This window comes from Pseudomonas sp. EL_65y_Pfl2_R96 (assembly GCF_963970905.1).
Taxonomy (GTDB): Bacteria; Pseudomonadota; Gammaproteobacteria; order Pseudomonadales; family Pseudomonadaceae; genus Aquipseudomonas.
Genome location: NZ_CAXAQH010000033.1, coordinates 44,084 through 68,873, shown reverse-complemented (window position 1 = coordinate 68,873; position 24,790 = coordinate 44,084). Strand labels below are relative to the sequence as shown.

The window sequence follows — 24,790 nt, the reverse complement described above, 5'->3', positions numbered from 1 at the left end:
CGCGCCTTGGAACGCAAGGCGCGCAAGCTGGGGATGCAGTTGGTGATGGTTGGATAAATTTCAGAGCAAAAACAATGCGTTATTTTTTGTTTGATAAGAGCTGCCGAAGGCTGCGATCTTTTGATCTATGCCTTGACCGGCTCCAGCGCCAACTCCACCGTCTCAGGCCGCTTGAGCAGCGCATACGCCACCGCCGTCAGCAAACTCCCGGCCACGATCGCCAGCAGATACAACAGCGCATGGTTGATCGCATTCGGAATCAGCATCACGAACAAGCCACCGTGGGGCGCCATGAGTTTGCAGCCGAAGTACATCGACAACGCGCCGGTCAGCGCGCCGCCAGCGATGCTCGCCGGAATTACCCGCAACGGGTCTTTCGCCGCAAACGGAATCGCCCCCTCGGAGATAAAGCACAGCCCCAGCACCAGCGCCGCTTTACCGGCCTCGCGTTCAGCCTGGGCGAACTTGCGTCGGGCAATGAACGTGGCAATGCCCAGGCCAATCGGCGGCACCATGCCGGCGGCCATGGTCGCGGCCATCGGTGCATAACTTTGCGACGCCAGCAGCCCCACCGAAAACGCGTAAGCCGCTTTGTTGATCGGCCCACCGAGGTCGACGCACATCATGCCGCCCAGCAGCACACCCAGCAGAATCGCGTTGGTGGTGCCCATGCTGTCGAGGAAGTGCGTGAGCCCCGCGAGCATCCCGGCCACCGGTTTGCCGACCACGTAGATCATCACCAGACCGGTGAACAGACTCGCCAGCAACGGGATGATCAGGATCGGTTTCAGCGCCTCGAGGCTCTGCGGCAAACGCGCATAACGGTTGATCGCCTGGGCCGCATAGCCGGCGATGAAACCGGCAATGATCCCGCCGATGAAACCGGCACCCAGGGTGCTCGCCAGCAAACCACCGATCATCCCCGGCGCCAGGCCTGGGCGGTCAGCGATCGAGTAGGCGATGTACCCCGCCAACAGTGGCACCATCAGCTTGAACGCAGTCTCGCCGCCGATCTGCATCAGCGCGGCCGCGAGCGTACCTGGCTCCTTGAACGCGGTGATGCCGAACACGAAGGACAAGGCAATCATCAGACCGCCCGCCACCACCATCGGCAACATGAACGACACACCGGTCAGCAGGTGTTTGTAGATACCGGTCTTTTCTTGCTTGGCCGGGCCTTTGGCGCCGGTCGACGCGCTTTCCTGCTTGCCTTCGGCCAGGGCTTTGTTCAACGTCGCTTCGGCTTGTTTCAGCGCAATGCCGGTGCCGCATCGGTAGATTTTCTTGCCGGCGAAACGCTCGGTGGCGACTTCGATGTCTGCCGCCAGCAGCACCACGTCGGCATCGGCAATCGCCGCCGCGCTGAGTGGATTACGCGCGCCGACCGAGCCTTGGGTTTCCACTTGCAGGTCGTAGCCCAGACGCTTGGCCGCTTGCTGCAAGGCTTCGGCGGCCATGAAGGTGTGGGCGACGCCGGTCGGGCACGCGGTGACGGCCACCAGGCGTGGCGCACTTTTAACGACCGCAGCCGGCTCGGCGGTGGCTTCGGACGCGACGTAAACCTCGGCCTCCTCCACCCCGCGACGCAGCACCGCTTCAACATCTTGCAGGGCTTGGGCCGGGGTGCTCTGGAACACGCGTTTACCGACGAACCGCGACATATCCACAGGCGCACTGGTGACCAGCAAGACCCACTCGGCAGCCTCGATGGTCGCGGCCGACAGTTGGCGCTCCGGATGGGCCGTATCAACGACTTCAACACTGGTGCTCCAGCCCTGACGCTGGGCGGCTGCATCGAGCAGACGAGCACACAGCACACTGGTGACCATACCGTTCGGGCAGGCCGTAACAATGGCTAACTTCATTGCAAACCCTCTTATTGTTCTGTCAGGGGGCGCAGGCGCACACCCTGTTCGAGGTGCGCCAGCTGCGCGGCGTCGCCGATACCAAAACCGATCTGGGTAACGGCCATGGCGGCAATCGCGGTGGCGGTGCGCAAGGTTTGTTCCGGCGTATCGGCACTGAGTAAACCGTGCAGCATGCCCGCCAGCAACGAATCCCCGGCACCGACAGTGCTGACCACGCTGACCTTGGGCGGCGTGGCGTGCATGGCCGAGCCGACACTGAACCAGTTCACCCCGTCCGCACCGTCGGAAATCACCACGTGCTCGATGCCATGAGCATGCAAACGGCTCGCCGCCTCGGCTTGGGCGCCCACGGAAACCACCTCGCACCCCAGCGCTTGCGCCAGTTCTTCGGTGTTGGGTTTGATCAGCCATGGACCGGCCGCCAAACCTGCGCGCAAGGCTTCACCGCTGGTGTCGAGCGCCACCTTCAAGCCGCGTTTTTTCAAGCGATGGATCAGTTCCCGCAACCACTGAGGATTCACGCCACGGGGCAAACTGCCGGCCACCACGACCGCGTCATGCCCGGGAGCAATCTGGTCGAGACGATCGAGCAAGGCCTGCTGCGCCGCTTCACTGACCCTCGGCCCCGGACCGTTGATGTCGGTGATGCGCCCATCGCTTTCCGCCAGTTTGATATTGCTGCGGGTCTCGCCGGGGACACGGATAAACGCGTCGGTGAAACCGCGTTTGGCAAACAGGGTTTCGAACGCCTGAAGATTGTCTTCCCCGAGAAAACCACTGACGGTCACTTGATGCCCGAGGTCGGCCAACACCTGCGCCACGTTTACCCCTTTGCCAGCGGCGTGGGTGTGCATTTCGTCGCTGCGGTTGACCTGACCGGGTGCAAGTACCGGCAACTGAACGGTGAGGTCCAGTGCCGGGTTGAGGGTCAGGGTTAAGATCTTGGCCATTACAGGGCCTCCACTAATGCGCGGACTTCGTTCGCGCTGCCCACGGCCAGGGCCTGTTGGGCAAGGGTTTGAGTCTGGATCAGGCTGAGTTCACGAATACGCGCCTTGACCTCGGCAATGCTGCGGCCCGACACGCTCAACTCATCCACACCCAGGCCCACCAGCACCGGCACCGCCAGCGGATCGGCCGCCAGTTCACCGCACACGCCGACCCACTTGCCATGAGCATGAGCCGCACGCACGGTGATGTCGATCAGTTGCAGCACTGCCGGGTGCAAGCCGTCAGCCTGGGCCGACAAGGTCGGATGACCACGGTCGATGGCCAGGGTGTATTGCGTCAGGTCGTTGGTGCCGACGCTGAAGAAGTCCACTTCCTTGGCCAGCACCGGCGCCAGCAAGGCGGCCGACGGCACTTCGATCATGATCCCCAGTTGCAAATCGGCCACCGGAATTTCCAGGCGCAGACGTTCGGTCATGTCCCGAGCCTGACGCCACTCATCGACGCTGCCGACCATCGGGAACATGATCCGCAAGGGACGGTTATCCGCCGCACGCAGCAAGGCGCGCAACTGCGCTTCCATGACCTGCGGACGTTGTAGGGTCAGGCGAATGCCACGCACGCCGAGGAACGGGTTTTCTTCTTTGGCGATCGGCCAGTACGGCAGCGGTTTGTCGCCACCAACGTCGAGGGTGCGCACCACCAGCGGTCGGCCGGCCAGGCCATCGAGTACGCGACGGTATTCGACTTCCTGGGTCGCCTCGTCCGGCGCTTGTGGGTGGGCCATGAAAATCAGTTCGGTGCGCAGCAGGCCAATGCCTTCGGCGCCTTGCTCCACCGCGCTGGTGACGCCGGCGCTTTCACCGATGTTGGCGAACACTTCCACCGGGTGGCCATCGGTGGTCAGCGCCGGTTGATGGCGTTGTTCGGCGGCGGCCTTCAAGCGCAGTTCGCGGGTGTCGCGCTCTTCGGTGGCACGCTGCAAGGTCGCGGCATCGGCGTCCACGTGCAGGCGACCGCGTTGGCCATCGATCAACAGCGGCGTGCCCGGTTTCAACAGCAACACGGCGGCACCGGCGCCCACCAGCGCTGGAATACCCAGAGCCCGGGCGACGATAGCGCTGTGGGCCGTGGCACCACCGCGAGCGGTGAGAATGCCGGCCACGCGCGTCGGATCAAGACGTGCAACGTCCGACGGGCCGACTTCGTCCATCACCAGAATGTACGGCTGCGCAGGCTCGGCCGGTGTTTCGACGCCACTCAATTGCGCCAGCACCCGACGACCAATGTCGCGCAAATCGGCGGCACGTTCGGCGAGCAATGCGTCCTGCAGCGATTCCTGTTGTTTGGCGGCGGCTTCGATCACCGTCATCCACGCCGCTTCGGCGCTTTCACCTTGCTTGAGGCGGGTGGCGACTTCGTCGGTCAGTTCCGGGTCGTCGAGCATTTCCTGATGGGTGATGAAAATCTCGCGAATCGCTTTGGCCTTGCTGCGTTCGATCAGGCCTTCGATGTCGCGACGCACATCCACCAACGCTTGCTTGAGACGTTCGCGCTCGATGGCGGCAGACTCACCGCGCAGCGGGTAATCGATAACTTGCAGCACTTGAATATGCGCCGGGCCGATGGCGATCCCCGGCGCGGCGGCAATCGCCTGAATCAAACTGCCGGAGGCCGGTGCAAGCAGCACTTCGGCAACATCAGCGATCACTTCGCGCTGTTGGCTCACTACCGGCAGCGGCTCGACTTCTTCACCGAGGCCTTCTTCGATGGCCGCCAGCAAGGCGGGCAAGGCGTCGGCAGCGATAGTCGGTTCGGCAATGAATTCCAGCACCTGACCGCGACGGGCACCAAGGCTGAGCAGCTTGCTCAAACTTTTCACCGACACCGCGCTGTCGTGACCGTCGACGATGCGTACGCGAACTTCGCCTTCAAAACTTTTCGCCAGTTGCGCGAGGATCTTCGCCGGGCGCGCATGCAAGCCGTGGGCGTTGGCCAAGGCAATGCGTGCGCTCGGCCAATCCGCCGGCACTTCACCACCCAACACTTCCAGCACCGCGCGGCTGCTGGTGGCGCGGCCCAATTCATGACCACGACCTTCGATCAACAACGCGCAAAGGCGTTCGAGCAGCGCCTGATGGGCTTCACCGAGGCTGGCCAGGCAGAACAGACCGCTCAGCGGCTGACCGAGGTAGCGAATGGGTTTGTCCGGGGTAACGAAGGCCAGACCTGGACGCTTCACCGTTTGCTCGCTGTGCAGCCACCACAGGCCATCACCCAGGGGCAGCGCCTCGACCTGCTGCAGGACGCCGGCAAAACCGTTGCTCACGCAATCGGCCTGACGCAGCAAACGGGCACCGCGCCAGACCAGCTCTTCGAAGTCATCGGCGGACACACTGAGGCCGATCATCTGTGCGTCCAGTGCCAGCTCTTGCGGCGCGCCTTGCAGCAGCTTCAGCAAGGCTTCTGCGGAACTGGCGCGGCGCAGGGCCTGGCCCAGGTCGGTTTCACCGAGGGCACGGGTCAGCAGTTGCAGCAAGCGCAGGTGTTCATCGGATTTGGCAGCAATACCGATGGCCAGATAAACGATCTGGCCATCGCCCCAGTCCACGCCATCAGGAAACTGCATCAGCCGCACGCCGGTGGCGAACACCTGATCGCGGGTTTGCGGGGTGCCGTGGGGGATGGCAATACCTTGACCAAGAAAGGTCGAGCCCTGGGCTTCCCGGGCCTGCAAGCCGGCGAGGTAACCGTCGGCCACCAGGCCATCGGTCACGAGTCTGTCAGCGAGTAATTGCAAGGCGCTGGCTTTATCCACAGCCGACTGGCCCATGGATATCTGCTCTATGGTGAGCTCGAGCATGCTTTCTCCTTTTTGGCGCCGTGTGACGCCAGGTATTGTTTTGATTGATTCAGCTTAGGCGTTTGGAAACACCTTTTCAGGGGCAATTTTGGCGGTTTCGCGGCAGAACCGACCAAAGCGACCTATAACGTAGAAAATACGCCTGCTGAAACGTTTAATCTAGAATGTTAGGCACGTTACTCGATAATGTCTCATCCTTGAAGTCCAATTGTCGGATGTGCTGCGACAATGGTCGTCTGCCTGAATCAGGTAGGATCGGCGAAAATGTCGGGCAAACTCGAATAAAAAAGGAAAACCCGGGTTGAAACTCAGTGATATTGCACAGCTGGCCGGCGTCTCCGTGACCACCGCCAGTTATGTCATCAACGGCAAGGCCGAACAGCAACGCATCAGCAGCGCCACCGTCGAGCGCGTGCGGGCGGTGGTCGAACTACATGGCTTCACACCCAATCCTCAGGCCGCCGGGCTGCGCAGTCGGCACACCCGCACCCTGGGGTTCATTCTGCCGGACCTGGAAAACCCCAGTTACGCACGAATCGCCAAACTACTTGAGCAAGGCGCCCGGGCTCGCGGTTATCAGCTGCTGATCGCCAGTTCCGACGATGCGCCAGACAGTGAACGGCAACTGCTGCAACTGTTCCGTGCCCGCCGCTGCGATGCGTTGATCGTCGCCAGTTGCCTGCCGACCGGCGACGACAGCTATCGCCTGTTGCAGGCCAAAGGCATTCCGATCATCGCCATCGACCGGGTGATGGAACCCGAGCACTTCTGCTCGGTGATCAGCGATGATCGCGAAGCCAGTCTGCACCTGACCCGCAGCCTGCTGGACCCGCTGCCAAAACAGATCGCGCTGATCGGCGCACGCCCCGAATTGAGTATCAGCCAGGAGCGGGCGGCGGGTTTCAAGCAAGCGCTGAACGGCTTTAAAGGCGAAGCGATGATCGAACACGGTGAGTCGTTCAGCCGTGAGTGCGGCAAACAATTGATGGAAGAGTTGCTCCAGCGTCTGGGCCATTTGCCGGATGCGCTGGTGACCACCTCCTATGTGCTGCTTCAGGGCGTGTTCGATGCCTTGCACGACTTCCCGCTCAAATCCCGCCCGCTGCGCCTGGGCACCTTCGGTGATACGCAGTTGCTGGACTTCCTGCCGCTGCCGGTCAACGCCATGTCCCAGCAGCACCAGCTGATCGCCGACAAAGCCCTGGAGCTGGCATTGGCCGCCATCGAACAGGCCGATTACCAGCCCGGCGTGCAGGCCATCGCACGGACCTTCAAGCAGCGTATTCATCAGGATTGAACCGTGGAACTGATCGACACCCACACTCATCTGGATTTTCCGGATTTCGACCCGGATCGTCGGGCGCTGCTGGCCGAAAGCCGCGCCCTCGGCGTGCGGCGGATGGTGGTGCTGGGGGTTTATCAGGCCAATTGGCAGCGGGTCTGGGAGCTGGTGCAAAGCGATCCCGATTTGCATGGGGCGTTCGGTTTGCATCCGGTGTATCTGGATGACCATCGCCCTGAGGATTTGACCGAACTCGGTGACTGGCTGACTCGATTGGCGGGCCATCGCCAGCTATGCGCGGTGGGCGAGATCGGTCTGGATTACTTCATCGAAACCCTCGATCGTGAACGTCAGCAAACACTGTTCGATGCCCAACTGCAACTGGCGGCGGACTTCAATCTGCCGGCGCTGATTCATGTGCGACGCAGCCACGCGGCGGTGATTGCCACGCTCAAACGTTTTCGCTTGAAACGGGCGGGCATCATTCATGCGTTCGCCGGCAGCCAGGAAGAGGCTCGCGAATACATCAAGCTCGGTTTCAAACTCGGCCTCGGCGGCGCCGCGACCTGGCCGCAAGCCTTGCGCATGCACCGGGTGATCGCCGGCTTGCCCCTTGAAGCGGTGGTACTGGAAACCGACTCACCGGACATGGCCCCCGCCATGTTCCCCGGCCAACGCAACAGCCCGGCCCATTTGCCGGCGATCTGCGAGGCACTGGCCGCCATCATGGCAATCAGCCCCGAACAACTGGCTACCGTCAGCACCGCCAATGCGTGTGAGTTGTTCAACTGGTAGTCCGCTGATTCACGCAATACCTGTGGGAGCGGGCTTGCCCGCGATGACGGACTGTCAGTCAACATTGATGTTGAATGGTAAGACGCTATCGCGGGCAAGCCCGCTTCACATTGGATCTGCTGCGTGGCATCAAACCCGGAACGCGCTGATCAATTGCTTGAGCTCCACCACCTGCGCCGACAATGCTCGGCTGGCATTTTCAGTCTGGTGCGCGCCGTCGGCGGTACGCTCGCCGGCGCGGTTGATCTCGACGATGTTCTGGTCGATGTCGTGAGCCACCGCGGTCTGCTGTTCTACCGCGGCGGCGATCTGCTGGTTCTGGTCGACGATCATGCCGACGGCGCCGAGGATGTTTTCCAGCGCCTGCTGGACCTTTTCGGACTGCCCGACCGTGCCGTTGGCCATCTGATGGCTGGTGCCCATCGCCTTGACGGCTGCACCGACACCGCTATGTAGCTTGGCAATCATCTGCTCAATTTCTTCGGTCGATTGCTGGGTGCGCTTGGCCAGGGTCCGAACCTCGTCCGCCACCACCGCAAAACCACGGCCCTGCTCGCCCGCGCGCGCGGCTTCGATAGCGGCATTAAGAGCCAGCAGGTTGGTCTGTTCGGCAATACTTTTGATCACTTCCAGCACACGGCTGATGGATTGGCTGTCGCTGGCCAGTTGGTTGATCACCCGTACCGATTGATCGATCTCACTGGCCAGTGCAGCGATGCTGCCCTGCTGGGACTCCACCAGCCCACGACCGCTGATGGTCTCGTCATTGACACTGTGGGCACTGCTGACGGCCGCAGAGGCACTGCGCGCCACCTCCAGGGAAGTGGCCGACATCTGGTTCATCGCCGTGGCGACCTGTTCGATCTGTGTGCGCTGCCCCGCCACCGCCTGGTTGCTCTGGGCGGACACGCTTTCGACCTGACCAGCCTGACGCTCGACCTCGCCGACGGTCTGGCCCACTCGCTCGATCAGGTCATGGATTTTCTTCACGGTACCGGTGAACACCTCACCCAACTCGCCCAGTTCATCGCGGCTGTTGGCGCTGAAAGTCACGGTCATGTCACCGGCCGCCACCTTGTCCATCACCGCGCCAAGACGCTTGAGGGTGGTGCGGGTCGAGGCGTAGAAACCGCCATAGAGGTAAAAAATCAACACAAACACCAGCGCCAGCGCCACTGCCTGCAAAACCATGTGGGTGCGGTGCTGCTCCAGCCTCTGCTGCAACTGAATATCGAGAAACTTCAGGGTGGCTTCATTGAGGTGGTAGGTCTGGTCCATCAGGCCTGTGACCTGATCGTAAAAAGCCTGCCACGGCGCATCGAGGGTATCGGCCATCACCACCTGTTCTTCGAACAATTCACTGGCCTTTTTCAGGGAGGCCTTGCTGCTGTCGGCCTGAGCAGCCAGGGTTTCACGCGCGGCTTTACTGGAGCCCAGTGCGTCCTGCAATTTCAGACCGTATTCGGCCTGAAGTTTTTCGATCTGCGCCAGCAACTCTTCGAAACGGGTGCTCGACGCCGAATTGAGAAAGCCCTGCCCCAGCGAGTAAGCGCCCATCGCCCGGCCTTCGCCGAGCGTCTGGGTGACGGCCGGCGTGACGTTGGTAATGAGTTCGCTCAGCTGCCGCATGTCGCTCTGGCTGTCACGGCTCAGGCCTGCCTGACTGGCGATGATCTGGCTGAAAATCTGCGCGTTGCCGAGCAACTTGCCGATCAGCGCACTTTTGCTTTGCAGGGAGTTTTCCGCTTGCTGGGCCTTGAACGCGACGATCATTTCATCGCGCTTGCCATCGAAAAACGTGATTTGTTCCGGGTCAGTGGTCATCGCCGCCAGCCCTTGCAAACGGGTCAGAACGCTTTGCTCCAGGGCACTGATCGTCGATTCGACATGACCGGCCTTGCCGGACTGGCCGAGGGTGACGTTGATCTGCACCAGGTTGTTCAGGGTTTCCAGATCCCGGCGCAGGCTCAGGCCGCTGCCCAGCAGGTCGAGGCTCTGCAACTCGACCTGGGTGCCCTGGAATTCGCGGTAGGAATCGCGTACCAGATAGAAATTGGTCACCAGCATTGGCACAAGGAACAGCACGCTGATCAGACTGAACTTCATGCCGAAGCTCAGGCGGTTCATCAGCGCGACGGCGGGATAGAGCAAGCTCTTCACTGTGAAGTCTCCCTTTGATGTTTTATTTTTATTGGCAGGCGCGCAGAGACAGCAGATAGCCACTATTGGCGCTATCTCTGTATAGCTTAATTCGGAGGAAGGTTTTGTAACTTAAGGTTAACGACAGGTCGCCGTTGTTGGAGCGGATGAGCCCCTGTGGCGAGGGAGCTTGCTCCCGCTCGGCTGCGAAGCAGTCGTAATTCCAGACAACTTAGTCTGCCTGGATGGGCGCCGGGGGCCGCTTCGCGACCCAACGGGGGCAAGCCCCCTCACCACAGGTGTTGTGGATTACGACAACACCGTCCACAACGCAAACCCGGCATACCAAAGCACCGCCGCGCGCAGCAGCAGTTCCCAGATCCGGTCCAGGCTGTTGATGCCGTCCGGGCCGACCACCGGCGCCGGAATTTCACCGGCCACCAACCCGACCTTCTCGATCAGTTGGGCGGCGCTGATGTTCCAGTTCAGCAGTTCATGCAGCATCACCCGGCTGACCGCGACAAAGTTGCCAACCAGCGCAAAACTCGCCGCCAGCAGTCGCACCGGCACCCAATCGAACGCATGACGCAGCTGCGCGGCACGCTCGACCACGGCCGGGTTCTGACCATGCTCTTCGGCTAGCGCCAGCAGTCGATAGCTCAGGGCCGCAACCGGGCCCAGCAGGAAGTACCAGAAGATCACCGCGAAAAAGCTCTGATAGGCCTCCCACAGCAGATACCCTTGCACCCGTTCCAGCAGCTGCTCGCCGTTGTCAGCGCTGATATCCAGGTCACGTTTGGCGACATGGGCGGCGGCCTGCAGGTCTTCCCGGCGCCAGGCATCGCGAAACGGCCCAAGCCCGGCCAGCAGATCACCACGGCCCAGGCTGTAAATCACCACCAGCAGATGCACCGGCAACGCCAGCAAACCGTAGGCCACCGGCTCCAGCACCACCAACAGCAACCCCAGCAGCGCCACCGGCAACAACACCAGCACCGCCAGTATCAGCCACGGACGGTTGCTCATGCGTGGGCTGGCTTCAAGCTTGTTCAGCTCGCGAACCCAACCGCCATCACGTTGAACCCGATGGCGCAGGGCCGAGAACTTCTCGATCCACACCGCCAGAAGCAGCACCAGAAAACTCATTGTGATCCCTCTTTTGCCAGAGCCGCGCGATAGCGTGCCCAGTCGAACGCCGGTCCCGGGTCTGTCTTGCGCCCGGGTGCAATGTCGCTATGCCCGCAGATGCGTTGCGCGGTGATGCCCGTGAAGGCGCCTTGCAGCTGTCGGGTCAGGGTCGTCAACGCCTGATATTGCGCATCGGTGAACGGTAGATCATCCGTGCCTTCAAGCTCGACGCCCACGGAAAAATCGTTACAGGTGTCCCGTCCTTCAAAACACGAGACGCCAGCGTGCCAGGCGCGCTCAAGACAAGAGACAAACTGAGTGACAGCACCGTCACGCTCAATCAGAAAGTGCGCAGACACCCGCAGGTCAGCGATCCCCGCAAAGTAGGGATGTTCCGTGACATCCAGACGATTCTGGAAAAATTCCTGCACCTTGCCGGTCAGAAACTGCGCTGGCGGCAGACTGATGTTGTGGATCACCAACAGGGAAATTTCGCCCTCGGGGCGCGCATTGAAGTTGGGCGAGGGGCATATGCGCACACCCTGACACCAACCGCTCGCGGGGTCCAACTGCATACAGGTTCCTTCAACGACGACTGTGTTGGCGCCCAGTATGCCGCGATAGACCCTCGGCGCGCGATCACTTGCCGCGATTGAGACGCCGCAGGTTGCCCAGCACCGACTCCAGCGCCCGATCGAACAGCAAGGTGTCGTCCAGCGTTCGCACCGCGCCACGCCGGAACTCCAGGGCCAGACCGGTACGGCTGTGCTCCAGCACTTTCATCCCGGTACGGTTGACGAAGATGTATTTGTCGGTGGCTTCAATGATCGCCGCCAGCTTGCAGCGCAGGGTGTTTTCCTCGTCTTCCTGAAACTCGACCCAGCAGCCCAGGTGCAGCTGATCGACCTGAAGCAGAGCAACATCGTCCTCCGGCAAACGCATCGATGCCGTTTCGACCGGGCCTTCGTCAGCGGTGCGAAGCACGATTTCCTGCTGCACTTCGACCATCATCGGTGCGTCAACAGCCGTGCTTTTCTGGCCCGGGCGTTCGAACAACTGAAGGTGCAAAACTTCCAGCTCGCTGAAAAACTCACCGGTGGCGAACGGGTCGAATGCCGAGCTGTTCAAGCCATCGCGCAACGACTTGAGCAACCCCGGCACCAGTGCCAACAGGCGCAGGCTCGCATCGGGTTCGTCATGGCGTTGCACGCTCCAGATCAATTGCGCCATGGCCTGCACATCGGCATGCCATTCGGTGGACTGATCAGAGTGCTTGAGGCAGGTCAGCAACAGCACTTTGCTCCAGGCCTCCTGGACAAACGCCACCACGCTGTGCGGGAGCACCTTGCCCAGCAACGCCTGGTTCAGTGCCTGCTCGACGCGCTGACGCGCCAGTTCGGTCCTGGCGCGGCCTTCTTCGGCATCGCGGGTGCGCTGCTCCAGTAATTCGCTGCGACGGCGCTCGTCACTGGTGAAGGCGAGAAAATCCGCCAGCAATTCGGAAAAGATCGCCGGGTCATCGACAAAGTCGTTCAGCAAACGCTGCACCACTTGCTCGATGCGCAGATACAGGCTGTCGCGCTCATAGTCATCGCACTCGCCCCAGCCCATGGCCGCAGCGGCGATTTCGTTGAGTAAGCGCCGGGCGGGATGGCTGCTGCGGCTGAAAAAACTCTTGTCGAGCACCGCGACTTTCAGCATCGGGATCTGCAAACGGCCGATCAGCGCCTTGAGGGAGTCCGGCAGGTTGCGGTCATCGAGGATGCATTCGAAGAGCATGGCGATCAGGTTGATCACGTCTTCGTCGGCCACCCCCACCACGCGCGACTTGCCGCTTTTGACGCTGACGCGGGTCAGCAGTAGTTCGAGCTGGTTACGCAGATCGAAGTCGTCCTGAGCCGCCAGCGCCGGCACGTACTGCTGCAAGTGCGAGAGCAGGCGCAACAGATCGCGGGTGGAAATGGGCTGGGTCTGGGCACTGACTTCCAGGGTCGGCGCAACGCTGCCGCGCACATGGAACAGCAACTCCTGCAGGGCGGCGAAGACTTCCTGCACCCCATCGTCAACCTGAGGATTACCGGAGCGCCCCCCAGCCTCAGCGGGGTCGGCGTGAACACTGGCCGCCGCCCGATCGGTGGCACGCCGCGCCGGGGCGGGCTTGAGGTCCGGCAGCACGCCGGTGGCGATCAGCAGTTGATTGGCTTCGGCGTAGAGCTGATCGGCATTGCTGAGCACATAGCGCTCGAACAGCTTGAGAATGATCAGCTTGACCTTGATCTCCATCCCCAGATTGCGCCCGGCCTGCAAGAAATACTCACAGAGCAGCGTCGGCCCCAAGGGGTTGTGCTGTTCGACCAGCGTCTTGCCCAGCAGCGTGCTGAGACGGGCCGTGAGTTGGTCGAGGGCGAAACCGTCGCGGTTCAGCACTTTGCCGACCATGACCTCCACCGCCACATTACGCTCCATGTCGTCACGGGATAGCGGCACCGAGGTATCGAAAGCCAAGGCCTGAGGCAAGGCAGCCTGAGCGATGTCGTGCTGCGTGAGGCTGACGAAAGCCTCGAAAAATTGCTCGAGAAAACCGCGTTCGATGCTTTTGCGTTTGAGGCGCAAATCGCGCATGGCTTCGAAGAAGATGTTTTGCTCGACGTCGTTTTGGGCGCGATCGGCCATTTCGAACAGGGTGTCGTCGGCGTTATCGAACAGCTCCTGCAAGCCCCGCTTGAGCTGTTGGGCTGCCTTGTCGCGCACCTGAAGCAGAATCACGGGCAGGCGGGCGAGCGGCGAGTGAGTCGCCTGGTCGGTAGTCGCCTTGTGCAAAGGCACTACATTCCCGTCGTTGTGCATCCAAGCCTCCTGAAACGGTGATTCTTCGGTTCGGTTCGGTAAGAAAGATCGAGTTCACAGACCACACAGCCGGCGCTCAGCGTGGAACAACACTCACCCGCTACCATTCAATAATCGGGAACCCAAAGCCACGTCAAAGCTATGACGTCAAACGAAAGGCGGATTATCGACAAAAGACCTTCCTTGTGCCAGCAGACTCTGCGCCCCCAAAAAAATAGACACTTATGAAAGACCCTTGCTCAGGATTGCTCGCGCGAATCGACCAAATACAGGTTTACGAACGACGGGATGGCCGCTGATGCCTTGGGTTGCCTTGCGCCATGGCCCTATAATCGGGCCACTTTGTTTGTGGAGCCCGTTATGCCGAATCTACGTCTCGCCGATTTGACCGCCGAAATCGAAGCCAACGTGCGCCGTGCGTTGCTCGAGGACATCGGCAGCGGCGACATCACCGCGCAACTGATCCCGGCCGAACGCCTGGCCAAAGCCACCATCATCACCCGCGACGCCGCCGTCATCAGCGGCACCGCGTGGGTCGATGCCGTGTTTCGGCAGCTGGATCCGCGGGTCGCCGTGCACTGGCAGGTGAGCGATGGCGAACGGGTAAAGCCCAATCAGGTGTTGTTCCACCTCGAAGGCCCGGCGCGCTCGCTGCTCACGGGCGAGCGCAGCGCGCTGAACTTCCTGCAACTGCTCTCGGGCGTGGCCACTCGCGCGCAGTACCTGGCGGATTTCGTCGCCCAAACCCAAGTGAAGCTGCTCGATACCCGCAAAACCCTGCCGGGGCTGCGTCTGGCCCAGAAATACGCCGTGACGTGCGGCGGTTGCCATAACCACCGCATCGGCCTGTATGACGCCTTCCTGATCAAGGAAAACCATATCGCCGCCTGCGGTGGCATCCCTGAGGCTATCGCTGCCGCGCACAAGATCGCCCCGGGCAAACCGGTGGAGATCGAAGTGGAGAACCTGGCGGAACTGAAGGAAGCACTGGCGGCGGGTGCCGACATCATCATGCTCGATGAACTGAGCCTGGACGACATGCGCGAAGCCGTGCGCCTGAACGCCGGCAAGGCAAAACTGGAGGCCAGCGGAGGCATCAATGAAAGCACGCTGCTGCCAATCGCCGAAACCGGGGTGGATTATATTTCGATTGGTGCGATGACCAAGGATGTGAAGGCTGTAGACCTGTCGATGCGACTGAGTCTCTGATCACGCCTTTGATATAAAAAATGCCAGCCTGATGAAGGCTGGCATTTTTTTAGACCACCAGATTATTCATCTCGCAGTACTCTTCCCACTCGACGCCCAACACCTCGGCCGCCTCCTTGTGCAGCGCCAGGCGCGCGGCCTCGAACTCTTCGGGGGTTGTGGTGTATTTGAGCGTCAGCTCCCACGGCTGCAAGCCCTGAGCTTCCGCCTCATCCTCGAATGCCCACTGGATCTGGTCTTTCTGATCGTCGGCGGGCAAGTCCTTGATCTCTTCCATCAATTCATGCGCGTCCAGCGCGTACTTCTTGAGGGCTTCTTCGTGTCTGGCTTCTTGGGTCAATTCTTTAACGGTCATGGCGTTCTCGCTGATCTGGGGAATGGAAGATGGATCTGGATCATCAAGGATCTCTCTGACGCAAAGAAACCGTTTGAAGCCCGGTTTGTCTGGCCTTCAGAACCATTCGGGATCATCTGAAAACTGCTGGGCGATGCTCATGCAGGCAACGAATATAGGACGTTTTGCCGATGATTTACACGGGTCTTTACATCTATCCCACAAAAAGCTGCGTGCAAGAGGATCTGAAGACCTCGGGAACATAAATCCAAATCCCAAGTCATAGCGATGTGCCATGCCGGCACTTCACAAGGACCCCAGTGATGCGCAGTTTTTCGAAGCTTTCGTCTACCCGGCTTGCCACCGCTACCCTGCTGCTCGGCAGCCTGACATTGGCCAGCGCCGCTCAAGCGGCTGTCGAAGTCACCTCTGACCCTTCGCTGTACTCCGACAAAATCTCCGCCCTCCACAATTCATTCGGCAAGGACACACTCGTCAGAACCAGCGTCAGTATCGATGATCTGGAAAACCTGCAAAAAACCGTGAAGGCCAATGCCAGCGAACTGGAAAGCCAGAAGCGCACCATCAGCGAGCAGGCCCGTCAGATCGAAGAACTCAAACGCAACAGCGGTTCCAGCTCCAACTCCAGCAGCAAGGAGATTGACGATCTCAAGCGCACGGTCAATGAACAGGAACGCAACCTGAATAGCCTCAGCAAGCAAGTGGAAGAGCTAAAGCGCAACAGCGGTTCCAGCTCAAGCTCGAACAACAGCGAAATTTCCAGCCTCAAGCGGGAGATCAGCGATCAGGATCGCGCGATGGATCAGCTCAAGCGCACCGTCGAGGATCTGAGCAGAAAGGTGAAATAAGCGAGGAAAGTGGTGCCCGAGACAGGAATCGAACCTGCGACCTTCGCGTTACGAGTGCGCTGCTCTACCGGCTGAGCTACACGGGCTGTGGGCTAAACCTAGCACTGGCTTCGGGGGCCGGCAACTTGGCGCACCGCAAAATCTAAAGATCGCAGCCTTCGGCAGCTCCTACATTGGGCTTGTGTAGGAGCTGCCGAAGGCTGCGATCTTTTGATCTTCCTGCACATAAAAAAATGCCCCGCCGTTTTCACGGCGGGGCATTTTTATAACGTTGAAGCGGTCAGGCTAAGGGGATGATTAAACGCCCGAAGCCTTGGCTGCTGCTACGTCTTTGATGGACAGCTTGATACGGCCGCGGTTGTCCACGTCCAGTACCAGAACTTCCACTTCCTGGCCTTCTTTCAGAATGTCGGTCACTTTCTCTACGCGAGCATCGCTCAGCATGGAGATGTGAACCAGACCGTCCTTGCCCGGCAGGATGTTGACGAATGCGCCGAAGTCGACGATGCGCTCAACCTTACCGACATAGATCTTGCCGATTTCAGCTTCAGCGGTGATGCCCAGAACGCGCTGACGTGCCGCTTCAGCCGCTTCCTTGGTTTCGCCGAAGATCTTGATCGAGCCGTCGTCTTCGATGTCGATCGAAGCCTTGGTCTCTTCACAGATCGCACGAATGGTCGCGCCGCCTTTACCGATGACATCACGGATTTTGTCGGTGTCGATTTTCATCGCGATCATGGTCGGAGCGTTTTCCGACAGCTCGGTACGCGACTGGCCAATGATCTGGTTCATCTGACCGAGGATGTTCAGGCGCGCTTCCAGGGCTTGGCCCAGAGCGATTTCCATGATTTCTTCGGTGATGCCCTTGATCTTGATGTCCATCTGCAGCGCGGTAACACCTTTGGCGGTACCGGCTACTTTGAAGTCCATGTCGCCGAGGTGGTCTTCGTCGCCCAGGATGTCGGTCAGAACAGCGAATTTCTCGCCTTCTTTAACCAGACCCATGGCGATACCGGCAACCGGTGCCTTCATCGGCACACCGGCGTCCATCAGAGCCAGCGAAGCGCCGCAGACCGAAGCCATGGAGCTCGAACCGTTGGACTCGGTGATTTCCGACACTACACGGATGGTGTACGGGAACACGTCGGCAGCAGGCAGCATGGCCTGAACCGAACGACGGGCCAGACGGCCGTGACCGATTTCACGACGACCAGCGCCACCCATGCGACCACACTCGCCCACCGAGAACGGAGGGAAGTTGTAGTGCAGCATGAACGGGTCTTTTTTCTCGCCTTCCAGGGTGTCCAGCAGTTGTGCGTCACGGGCGGTGCCCAGCGTCGCGACGACCAGAGCCTGGGTTTCGCCACGGGTGAACAGCGCCGAACCGTGGGTCTTCGGCAGAACACCGACTTCGATGTTCAGTGGACGTACGGTGCGGGTGTCGCGACCGTCGATACGTGGCTTGCCGTTAACGATGTTTTCGCGAACGGTGCGGTATTCGATTTCACCGAACGCCGCTTTGACTTCGCTGGAAGAAGGCTGACCTTCTTCACCGGACAGCTTGGCAACCACCTGGTCTTTCAGCTCGCCCAGACGTGCGTAACGGTCGGCCTTGACGGTGATGGTGTAAGCCTGGGAGATCGCCTCGCCGAACTCGGCGCGGATAGCGCCCAGCAGTTCGGTAGCTTCAGCCTGAGGAGCCCAGGTCCAGGTTGGCTTGGCAGCTTCGGCGGCCAGTTCTTTAACGGCGTTGATCACCACCTGGAACTCGTCGTGAGCAAACAGTACCGCGCCCAGCATCTGGTCTTCGGTCAGCTCTTTAGCTTCCGATTCAACCATCAATACCGCTTCCGAAGTACCGGCAACGACCATGTCCAGGCTCGATGCTTTCAGTTGTTCGTAAGTCGGGTTCAGCAGGTAGCCGGTGCTTTCGTGGAACGCAACGCGGGCAGCGCCGATCGGGCCATCGAAAGGAATGCCGGAGATGGCCAGGGCAGCCGAAGTACCGATCATCGCAGCGATGTCCGGATCGGTCTTCTTGCTGGTGGAAACGACGGTGCAGACAACCTGCACTTCGTTCATGAAACCTTCTGGGAACAGCGGACGGATCGGACGGTCGATCAGTCGGGAAGTCAGGGTTTCTTTCTCGGAAGGACGGCCTTCGCGCTTGAAGAAACCGCCAGGGATCTTACCGGCAGCGTAAGTCTTTTCCTGGTAGTGAACGGACAGAGGGAAGAAGCCCTTGCCTGGATCGGCTTGCTTGGCACCGACGACGGTCACCAATACGCTGACGTCGTCGTCAACGGTGACCAATACTGCGCCGGAGGCTTGACGGGCGATACGGCCAGTCTCGAGGGTAACGGTCGACTGACCGAACTGGAATTTTTTGATTACCGGGTTCACGGTGTCCTACCTTCTTTGTGGCTCTTGGGGAACTTGTCTTCTTGCGAAATTCTTGGGCAATGCCGGGAATCGGCCCGACTTTCATTGTCCAGGTAAAGCAGGTATCCAGATAAAACTTGAGGCTGGGAGCCTGTCATGCGCCAGCGGAAACCCGCTGACGCACGACAGACAACCAACCTCTAGCGCAATCGCTTATTAGCGACGCAGACCCAGGCGAGCGATCAGAGCGCTGTAACGGCTCACGTCCTTGCCTTTCAGGTAGTCCAGCAGCTTACGACGCTGGTTTACCATGCGGATCAGACCACGACGGGAGTGGTGATCTTTACCGTTGGCCTTGAAGTGACCTTGCAGTTTGTTGATGTTGGCGGTCAGCAGTGCAACTTGCACTTCTGGCGAACCAGTGTCACCAACAGCTTGCTGGTAGTCAGCTACGATTTGAGCTTTTTCTTGAACGTCGAGAGCCATGAGGCAATCCTTTTATCAGGAAACCATCCAAGGGACGGTTTCAACAGGCCAGGGACAAATCCCTGTATCTAAAAATGAGTAGTGACCGTGCCTGTTAACAGCCACCCTCGTCCGGTCATTCTGACCGAATCAGTCGACGCGGCGCGATGCGCCCGTCTTCGCTCACTTCACCGATACCGATGAAGCGACCATTGTGATCCTGTACCCGTACCATGCCGAACTTCGGTGCATCCGGGGCGCGTACCGGTTGGCCGTTGAGCCAGTAGAACGCGCTGTGTTCCGAGAACTGCAACAGCGGCCAATCCAGCAGGCCGCTGTCCGATGGCATCAGGAAACGGTCGACCGCTTCGTTACCGCCTTCGGCATGTACCGCTTCCAGCTCTTCCAGAGTGACGGTCTGTGCAAGCGTGAAAGGCCCGGCCTGGGTACGTCGCAATTCAGCCACGTAAGCACCACAACCGAGTTGCTCACCGATATCCTCCACCAGGGTGCGGATATAGGTGCCTTTGCTGCAATCTACCGCAAGCCGCGCAGTATCACCCTCAAAGGCCAGTAATTCCAAGCGCGCAATAGTAACAGAACGCGGTTCGCGCTCCACTACCTCACCTGCACGAGCCAGCTTGTACAGCGGCTGACCGTCGCGCTTGAGCGCCGAGTACATCGGCGGTATCTGACTGATTTGCCCACGAAATTTCGGCAGCACAGCTTCCATGTCGGCGCGACCAACGGTCACCGGGCGCTCCAGCAAAACTTCACCTTCGGCATCCGCCGTGGTGGTGGTCTTGCCCAGTTGCGCCAGGGTTTCATAACCCTTGTCGGAATCGAGCAGGTATTGCGAGAACTTGGTGGCCTCGCCGAAGCACAACGGCAGCACGCCGGTGGCCAGCGGATCGAGACTGCCGGTGTGCCCGGCCTTCTCGGCATTGAGCAACCAGCGGACCTTCTGCAACGCCGCGTTGGAGGTGAACCCCAGCGGCTTGTCGAGCAGGATGATGCCGCTGACGTTACGACGGATACGTTTGACCTGAGCCACCGATTACTCCTTGGCGTCTTCGGGTTCAGCCGTTACCGGGTGCTGATTGTCTTCAGCCACCGCGCGTTCGATCAGGGCCGACAGGTGCGCGCCACGCACGACGCTTTCGTCGTAGTGGAAGTGCAACTGTGGAACGCTGCGCAACTTCATTTCGCGGGCCAACTGCATGCGCAGGAAACCAGCGGCGGAGTTGAGCACTTTAATGCTTTGCGCGATGTCTTCAGCGTTGTCCTGCCCCATCACAGTGATGAAAATCTTGGCGTGACCGACGTCACGGCTGACTTCAACAGCGGTAATGGTGACCAGACCGACGCGCGGGTCTTTGACTTCACGACGGATCAGCTGTGCCAGCTCACGCTGCATCTGATCGCCGATACGTTGGGTACGGCTATATTCTTTTGCCATGTCTTGTTACCTGTTACTGCCCCACGGTGAAACCCGTGTGGTCTGAAAGCGGCAAACGCCCGGCCTGACAGAAGCCAGACCGGGCGTTGCGTTTAGAGTCCGACTGATGCGCCGCGCAGTTGCATGCGGCTGGCCATCACGGCTCTTGAAGTGCGCGAGTTAGAGGCTGCGAGCAACCTGAACCTTCTCGAAGACTTCGATCTTGTCACCGACCTTAACGTCGTTGTAGCTCTTCACGCCGATACCGCATTCCATGCCGGCACGTACTTCGGAAGCGTCATCCTTGAAGCGGCGCAGGGATTCCAGCTCGCCTTCGAAGATAACGATGTCTTCACGCAGTACACGGATTGGACGGTTACGGTGAACAACACCTTCGATAACCATGCAACCGGCGATCGCGCCAAACTTCGGCGAACGGAACACGTCACGCACTTCAGCGGTACCCAGGATGTTCTCGCGAACATCGCTGCCCAGCATACCGGTGAGGGCTTTCTTGACGTCTTCGATGATGTCGTAGATCACGTTGTAGTAACGCATATCCAGACCTTCCTGCTCGACGATCTTGCGAGCGCCGGCATCGGCACGCACGTTGAAGCCAAACAGTACAGCATTGGAGGCCAGTGCCAGGTTGGCGTCGGACTCGGTGATACCACCAACACCGCCACCGACCACACGCACTTGCACTTCGTCGTTACCCAGGCCGTTCAAGGCACCGTTCAACGCTTCCAGCGAACCACGGACGTCGGATTTGAGGACGATGTTGAGCGTCTTCTTCTCTTCCTGACCCATGTTCTCGAAGATGTTTTCAAGCTTGCCAGCGTGAGCACGGGCCAGTTTGACTTCGCGGAACTTGCCTTGACGGAACAGAGCCACTTCACGGGCTTTCTTCTCGTCGGCAACCACGCTCATCTCGTCGCCAGCGTCCGGGGTACCGTCCAGGCCGAGGATCTCGACAGGGATGGAAGGACCGGCTTCCTTGATTGGCTTGCCGTTCTCGTCGAGCATGGCGCGAACGCGGCCATAGTTCGAACCGACCAGCACCATGTCGCCTTGGCGCAGAGTACCGTCCTGAACCAGAACGGTTGCAACCGGACCACGACCTTTGTCGAGACGGGATTCAACCACAACGCCACGGCCAGGAGCCGAAGGGGTCGCTTTCAGTTCGAGAACTTCAGCTTGCAGCAGAACAGCTTCGAGCAACTCGTCCACACCAGTACCGACTTTCGCCGAAACCGATACGAACGGGGTGTCGCCGCCCCACTCTTCCGAGGTCACGCCGTGAACCGACAATTCGCTACGGATGCGATCGAGATCGGCGCCCGGCTTGTCGATTTTGTTCACTGCAACAACCAGCGGAACACCGGCAGCCTTGGCGTGCTGAACGGCTTCAACGGTCTGCGGCATGACGCCGTCGTCCGCTGCAACCACCAGGATCACGATGTCGGTCGCCTTGGCACCACGGGCACGCATGGCGGTAAACGCGGCGTGACCAGGGGTGTCGAGGAAGGTGACCATGCCGCGTTCGGTTTCAACGTGGTACGCACCGATGTGCTGGGTGATACCGCCGGCTTCGCCAGCCGCTACCTTGGCACGACGGATGTAGTCGAGCAGCGAGGTCTTACCGTGGTCAACGTGGCCCATTACGGTCACAACCGGTGCACGGGAGAACGCTTCACCTTCAAATTTCAGGGACTCGGCCAGGGAATCTTCCAGGGCGGTGTCGCTGACCAGGGTCACTTTGTGGCCCAGCTCTTCGGCAACCAGTTGAGCAGTTTCCTGATCCAGTACCTGGTTGATGGTCGCTGGGGTACCCAGTTTGAACATGAACTTGATGATTTCAGCAGCCTTGACCGACATCTGCTGGGCGAGATCGCCAACAGTGATGGTCTCGCCGATCTTCACTTCGCGCACAACAGGGCCGGTTGGGCTCTGGAAACCGTGGGCGTTGCGTTTCTTCAGCTTGGCCTTGCCGCGACCACCACGACGGAAGCCATCGCTTTCTTCGTCGGTAGTACGTGGCGCAACACGTGGAGCAGGCGCTTTTTCCTTGACCGAAGCACGATGAGGAGCGTTTTTGCGCTCGCCATCGCCACTGCCACGACGATTGTTATCGTCGGCACGTGGTTTGTCCGGACGACGCTGTTCGTCGCGTTTGCGAGTGTCGGCTGCAGGTGCAGCGGCCACGACCGGCGCGCTTTCACGCACGGGGTCGGCAACCGCAACAGGCGCTGCGACAGCTTCGGTAGTCGCGGTTTGCGCAGCAGCAGGCTGGCGACGCGCTTCTTCTTCGGCGCGACGCTTGGCTTCTTCTTCAGCCTTCTGACGTGCAGCATTTTCTACTGCGCGACGTTCTTCCAGTTCGCGTTTGCGCTCGGCTTCGATTTCTTCCGGGCTGCGCTGTACGAAAACTTTCTTTTTACGGACTTCAACGCTGATGCTTTTGCTGCCAGCAACACGCAGGGTGCTAGTGGTTTTACGCTGCAGCGTGATCTTGCGTGGTTCTTCCACTTTCGCCTTGTGGCTGCTTTTCAAGTGAGTCAGCAAAGATTGCTTCTCACTGTCAGTCACATGTTCTTCGGCGGCGGTGTGCGGCAGACCTGCCTCACGCATCTGCTGCAACAGGCGCTCTACCGGTGTTTTGACCTCATCGGCCAGTTGTTTCACCGTGACTTGCGTCATGCACTTCTCTCCTCAGGCCGCGCCTAATTACTCGAACCAGTGGGCTCGGGCGGCCATGATCAACTTGCCGGCACGATCATCGTCAATGCCGTCGATGTCGAGCAGGTCGTCAATAGACTGCTCGGCCAGGTCTTCGCGGGTAATTACGCCGCGCACCGCCAGTTCCATCGCCAAATCCTTGTCCATGCCCTCAAGCGAGAGCAGGTCTTCGGCCGGATGGGCGTCTGCCAGCTTTTCCTCAGTAGCGATGGCTTTGGTCAACAAACGATCCTTGGCGCGAGCGCGAAGCTCGTTGACGGTTTCTTCGTCAAAGCCGTCGATGTTGAGCATTTCTTCCAACGGTACGTAGGCAATCTCTTCCAGGCTGGTGAAGCCTTCATCTACCAGCACCTGCGCCAGGTCTTCGTCGACTTCCAGCTCGTCGATGAAGTTGCGCAGGATGTCGCCGGTTTCTGCTTGCTGCTTAGCCTGGATGTCCGATTCGGTCATCACGTTCAGGGTCCAGCCAGTCAACTGGCTGGCCAGACGCACGTTCTGACCACCGCGACCGATGGCCTGAGCCAGATTGTCTGCGCCAACGGCGATGTCCATTGCATGGGCATCTTCGTCAACGATAATTGCCGCCACTTCAGCCGGCGACATTGCATTGATCACGAACTGAGCCGGGTTATCGTCCCACAGGACGATGTCCACACGCTCACCACCCAACTCGCCGGACACTGCCTGGACGCGCGAACCGCGCATACCGATGCAAGCGCCTTGCGGGTCGATGCGTTTGTCCTTGGAGCGGACCGCAATCTTGGCGCGCGAACCCGGGTCACGGGATGCAGCCATTACTTCGATCAGGCCTTCAGCGATTTCCGGCACTTCGATTCGGAACAACTCGATCAGCATTTCCGGCGCGGTACGCGACAGGATCAGCTGCGGGCCGCGGTTCTCGGTGCGGATTTCCTTGAGCAGCGCACGCAGACGCACGCCAACCCGGAAGGTTTCACGGGAGATGATGTCTTCACGGGCCAGCAACGCTTCAGCGTTGTTGCCCAGGTCGACGATCACGTTGTCGCGGGTAACTTTCTTCACGGTGCCGGAGATGATTTCCCCCAAGCGCTCGCGATAGGCGTCAACAACTTGAGCACGCTCGGCTTCGCGAACTTTCTGCACAATGACTTGCTTGGCAGTCTGTGCAGCAATGCGGCCGAACTCGATGGACTCGATCTTTTCTTCGACAACGTCACCGACCTTGGCGCCGGGATGCGTTTCTGCAACCTTGCTCGGCCAGGTTTCAATAGCCGGATCGTCCAGATCGGCTTCTTCGACGACCGTCCAGCGACGGAATGTCTCATAAGCACCGGTGTGGCGATTGATTTCCACACGCAGATCGACTTCGTCCTCGAAACGCTTTTTGGTAGCAGTGGCCAGAGCCAGCTCCAGCGCTTCAAAAATTACGTTTGCCGGTACGCCCTTTTCATTGGATACCGACTCAACAACCAGCAGTACTTCTTTGCTCATCGTACGCCTCGCCT

At 59.9% G+C, this 24,790-nt stretch carries 18 protein-coding genes and 1 tRNA gene; 4 read left to right on the top strand and 15 right to left on the bottom strand.

Annotated features, from left to right (window positions below; genetic code table 11):
- Window positions 1-125: 125 nt before the first annotated feature.
- The 3 genes from AACY49_RS25330 to ptsP are packed head-to-tail and all read right to left on the bottom strand — an operon-like array spanning window position 126 to window position 5,679.
- A complete protein-coding gene (locus tag AACY49_RS25330) occupies window positions 126-1,865 on the bottom strand; it encodes a PTS fructose-like transporter subunit IIB (RefSeq protein WP_339527113.1) in 1,740 nt (579 codons plus the stop codon).
- Window positions 1,866-1,876: 11 nt separating this feature from the next.
- Complete coding sequence (pfkB, locus tag AACY49_RS25325) at window positions 1,877-2,818, bottom strand: 1-phosphofructokinase (RefSeq protein WP_258697596.1); 942 nt, start codon at window positions 2,816-2,818, stop codon at window positions 1,877-1,879.
- The gene (gene ptsP / locus AACY49_RS25320; protein ID WP_339527111.1) at window positions 2,818-5,679 is read right to left on the bottom strand and encodes a phosphoenolpyruvate--protein phosphotransferase; all 2,862 of its coding nucleotides are present in this window, start codon (window positions 5,677-5,679) and stop codon (window positions 2,818-2,820) included. The genes pfkB and ptsP overlap by 1 nt, the downstream gene beginning before the upstream one ends.
- 301 nt (window positions 5,680-5,980) lie before the next feature.
- Here ptsP and cra point away from each other — a divergent pair, with 301 nt between their 5' ends.
- Both cra and AACY49_RS25310 read left to right on the top strand, forming a co-directional pair.
- Window positions 5,981-6,976 carry a catabolite repressor/activator gene (cra, locus tag AACY49_RS25315; RefSeq protein ID WP_339527109.1) on the top strand — a complete coding sequence of 332 codons (996 nt, stop codon included), beginning with the start codon at window positions 5,981-5,983 and terminating at the stop codon, window positions 6,974-6,976.
- A 3-nt stretch (window positions 6,977-6,979) separates the two neighbouring features.
- Window positions 6,980-7,756 carry a TatD family hydrolase gene (locus tag AACY49_RS25310; protein WP_258697599.1) on the top strand — a complete coding sequence of 259 codons (777 nt, stop codon included), beginning with the start codon at window positions 6,980-6,982 and terminating at the stop codon, window positions 7,754-7,756.
- Window positions 7,757-7,885: 129 nt separating this feature from the next.
- Here the strand turns inward: AACY49_RS25310 and AACY49_RS25305 are convergent, their stop codons facing one another.
- The 4 genes from AACY49_RS25305 to AACY49_RS25290 form a co-directional block, all read right to left on the bottom strand.
- Window positions 7,886-9,916 carry a methyl-accepting chemotaxis protein gene (locus AACY49_RS25305; protein WP_339527107.1) on the bottom strand — a complete coding sequence of 677 codons (2,031 nt, stop codon included), beginning with the start codon at window positions 9,914-9,916 and terminating at the stop codon, window positions 7,886-7,888.
- A 288-nt stretch (window positions 9,917-10,204) separates the two neighbouring features.
- Window positions 10,205-11,041 carry a regulatory signaling modulator protein AmpE gene (ampE, locus tag AACY49_RS25300; protein WP_339527105.1) on the bottom strand — a complete coding sequence of 279 codons (837 nt, stop codon included), beginning with the start codon at window positions 11,039-11,041 and terminating at the stop codon, window positions 10,205-10,207.
- Complete coding sequence (gene ampD, locus AACY49_RS25295; protein ID WP_258697602.1) at window positions 11,038-11,598, bottom strand: 1,6-anhydro-N-acetylmuramyl-L-alanine amidase AmpD; 561 nt, start codon at window positions 11,596-11,598, stop codon at window positions 11,038-11,040. Before ampD ends, ampE begins: the two co-directional genes overlap by 4 nt.
- 64 nt (window positions 11,599-11,662) lie before the next feature.
- The gene (locus AACY49_RS25290) at window positions 11,663-13,870 is read right to left on the bottom strand and encodes a DUF1631 domain-containing protein (RefSeq protein WP_339527103.1); all 2,208 of its coding nucleotides are present in this window, start codon (window positions 13,868-13,870) and stop codon (window positions 11,663-11,665) included.
- Window positions 13,871-14,230: 360 nt separating this feature from the next.
- Between AACY49_RS25290 and nadC the strand changes: the two genes are divergently transcribed.
- Window positions 14,231-15,079, top strand: coding sequence for a carboxylating nicotinate-nucleotide diphosphorylase (gene nadC / locus AACY49_RS25285; protein WP_339527101.1), 849 nt, complete (start codon window positions 14,231-14,233; stop codon window positions 15,077-15,079).
- 49 nt (window positions 15,080-15,128) lie between these two features.
- Here the strand turns inward: nadC and AACY49_RS25280 are convergent, their stop codons facing one another.
- Entirely contained in the window at window positions 15,129-15,434 is a 306-nt protein-coding gene (locus tag AACY49_RS25280) for a DUF6388 family protein (protein ID WP_339527099.1), read from the bottom strand.
- A gap of 302 nt (window positions 15,435-15,736) precedes the next feature.
- On the opposite strand from AACY49_RS25280, the gene AACY49_RS25275 reads away from it, so the two are divergent.
- Window positions 15,737-16,282 carry a hypothetical protein gene (locus tag AACY49_RS25275; protein WP_339527097.1) on the top strand — a complete coding sequence of 182 codons (546 nt, stop codon included), beginning with the start codon at window positions 15,737-15,739 and terminating at the stop codon, window positions 16,280-16,282.
- Window positions 16,283-16,292: 10 nt separating this feature from the next.
- Here AACY49_RS25275 and AACY49_RS25270 read toward each other — a convergent pair.
- The 7 genes from AACY49_RS25270 to nusA form a co-directional block, all read right to left on the bottom strand.
- Window positions 16,293-16,368: transfer RNA gene (locus tag AACY49_RS25270), tRNA-Thr, on the bottom strand.
- Window positions 16,369-16,579: 211 nt separating this feature from the next.
- A complete protein-coding gene (pnp, locus tag AACY49_RS25265; RefSeq protein WP_258697606.1) occupies window positions 16,580-18,685 on the bottom strand; it encodes a polyribonucleotide nucleotidyltransferase in 2,106 nt (701 codons plus the stop codon).
- Window positions 18,686-18,880: 195 nt separating this feature from the next.
- A complete protein-coding gene (rpsO, locus tag AACY49_RS25260; protein WP_011332409.1) occupies window positions 18,881-19,150 on the bottom strand; it encodes a 30S ribosomal protein S15 in 270 nt (89 codons plus the stop codon).
- A gap of 115 nt (window positions 19,151-19,265) precedes the next feature.
- Window positions 19,266-20,183, bottom strand: a complete 918-nt coding sequence (truB, locus tag AACY49_RS25255; protein WP_258697607.1) for a tRNA pseudouridine(55) synthase TruB — start codon at window positions 20,181-20,183, stop codon at window positions 19,266-19,268.
- Between the two features lie 3 nt (window positions 20,184-20,186).
- The gene (rbfA, locus tag AACY49_RS25250) at window positions 20,187-20,588 is read right to left on the bottom strand and encodes a 30S ribosome-binding factor RbfA (RefSeq protein ID WP_054050033.1); all 402 of its coding nucleotides are present in this window, start codon (window positions 20,586-20,588) and stop codon (window positions 20,187-20,189) included.
- 159 nt (window positions 20,589-20,747) lie between these two features.
- Entirely contained in the window at window positions 20,748-23,267 is a 2,520-nt protein-coding gene (infB, locus tag AACY49_RS25245) for a translation initiation factor IF-2 (RefSeq protein ID WP_339527092.1), read from the bottom strand.
- Window positions 23,268-23,294: 27 nt separating this feature from the next.
- Window positions 23,295-24,776 carry a transcription termination factor NusA gene (nusA, locus tag AACY49_RS25240; RefSeq protein ID WP_007900474.1) on the bottom strand — a complete coding sequence of 494 codons (1,482 nt, stop codon included), beginning with the start codon at window positions 24,774-24,776 and terminating at the stop codon, window positions 23,295-23,297.
- Window positions 24,777-24,790 lie beyond the last annotated feature (14 nt).

Bases quoted from the DNA above. Each gene is read 5' to 3' on its own strand.
- ptsP (WP_339527111.1), bottom strand. From the start codon at position 5,679: ATGCTCGAGCTCACCATAGAGCAGATATCCATGGGCCAGTCGGCTGTG.
- rpsO (WP_011332409.1), bottom strand. From the start codon at position 19,150: ATGGCTCTCGACGTTCAAGAAAAAGCTCAAATCGTAGCTGACTACCAG.
- AACY49_RS25330 (WP_339527113.1), bottom strand. From the start codon at position 1,865: ATGAAGTTAGCCATTGTTACGGCCTGCCCGAACGGTATGGTCACCAGT.
- pfkB (WP_258697596.1), bottom strand. From the start codon at position 2,818: ATGGCCAAGATCTTAACCCTGACCCTCAACCCGGCACTGGACCTCACC.
- nusA (WP_007900474.1), bottom strand. From the start codon at position 24,776: ATGAGCAAAGAAGTACTGCTGGTTGTTGAGTCGGTATCCAATGAAAAG.
- rbfA (WP_054050033.1), bottom strand. From the start codon at position 20,588: ATGGCAAAAGAATATAGCCGTACCCAACGTATCGGCGATCAGATGCAG.
- AACY49_RS25290 (WP_339527103.1), bottom strand. From the start codon at position 13,870: ATGCACAACGACGGGAATGTAGTGCCTTTGCACAAGGCGACTACCGAC.
- AACY49_RS25280 (WP_339527099.1), bottom strand. From the start codon at position 15,434: ATGACCGTTAAAGAATTGACCCAAGAAGCCAGACACGAAGAAGCCCTC.
- AACY49_RS25275 (WP_339527097.1), top strand. From the start codon at position 15,737: ATGCGCAGTTTTTCGAAGCTTTCGTCTACCCGGCTTGCCACCGCTACC.
- infB (WP_339527092.1), bottom strand. From the start codon at position 23,267: ATGACGCAAGTCACGGTGAAACAACTGGCCGATGAGGTCAAAACACCG.
- ampD (WP_258697602.1), bottom strand. From the start codon at position 11,598: ATGCAGTTGGACCCCGCGAGCGGTTGGTGTCAGGGTGTGCGCATATGC.
- ampE (WP_339527105.1), bottom strand. From the start codon at position 11,041: ATGAGTTTTCTGGTGCTGCTTCTGGCGGTGTGGATCGAGAAGTTCTCG.
- nadC (WP_339527101.1), top strand. From the start codon at position 14,231: ATGCCGAATCTACGTCTCGCCGATTTGACCGCCGAAATCGAAGCCAAC.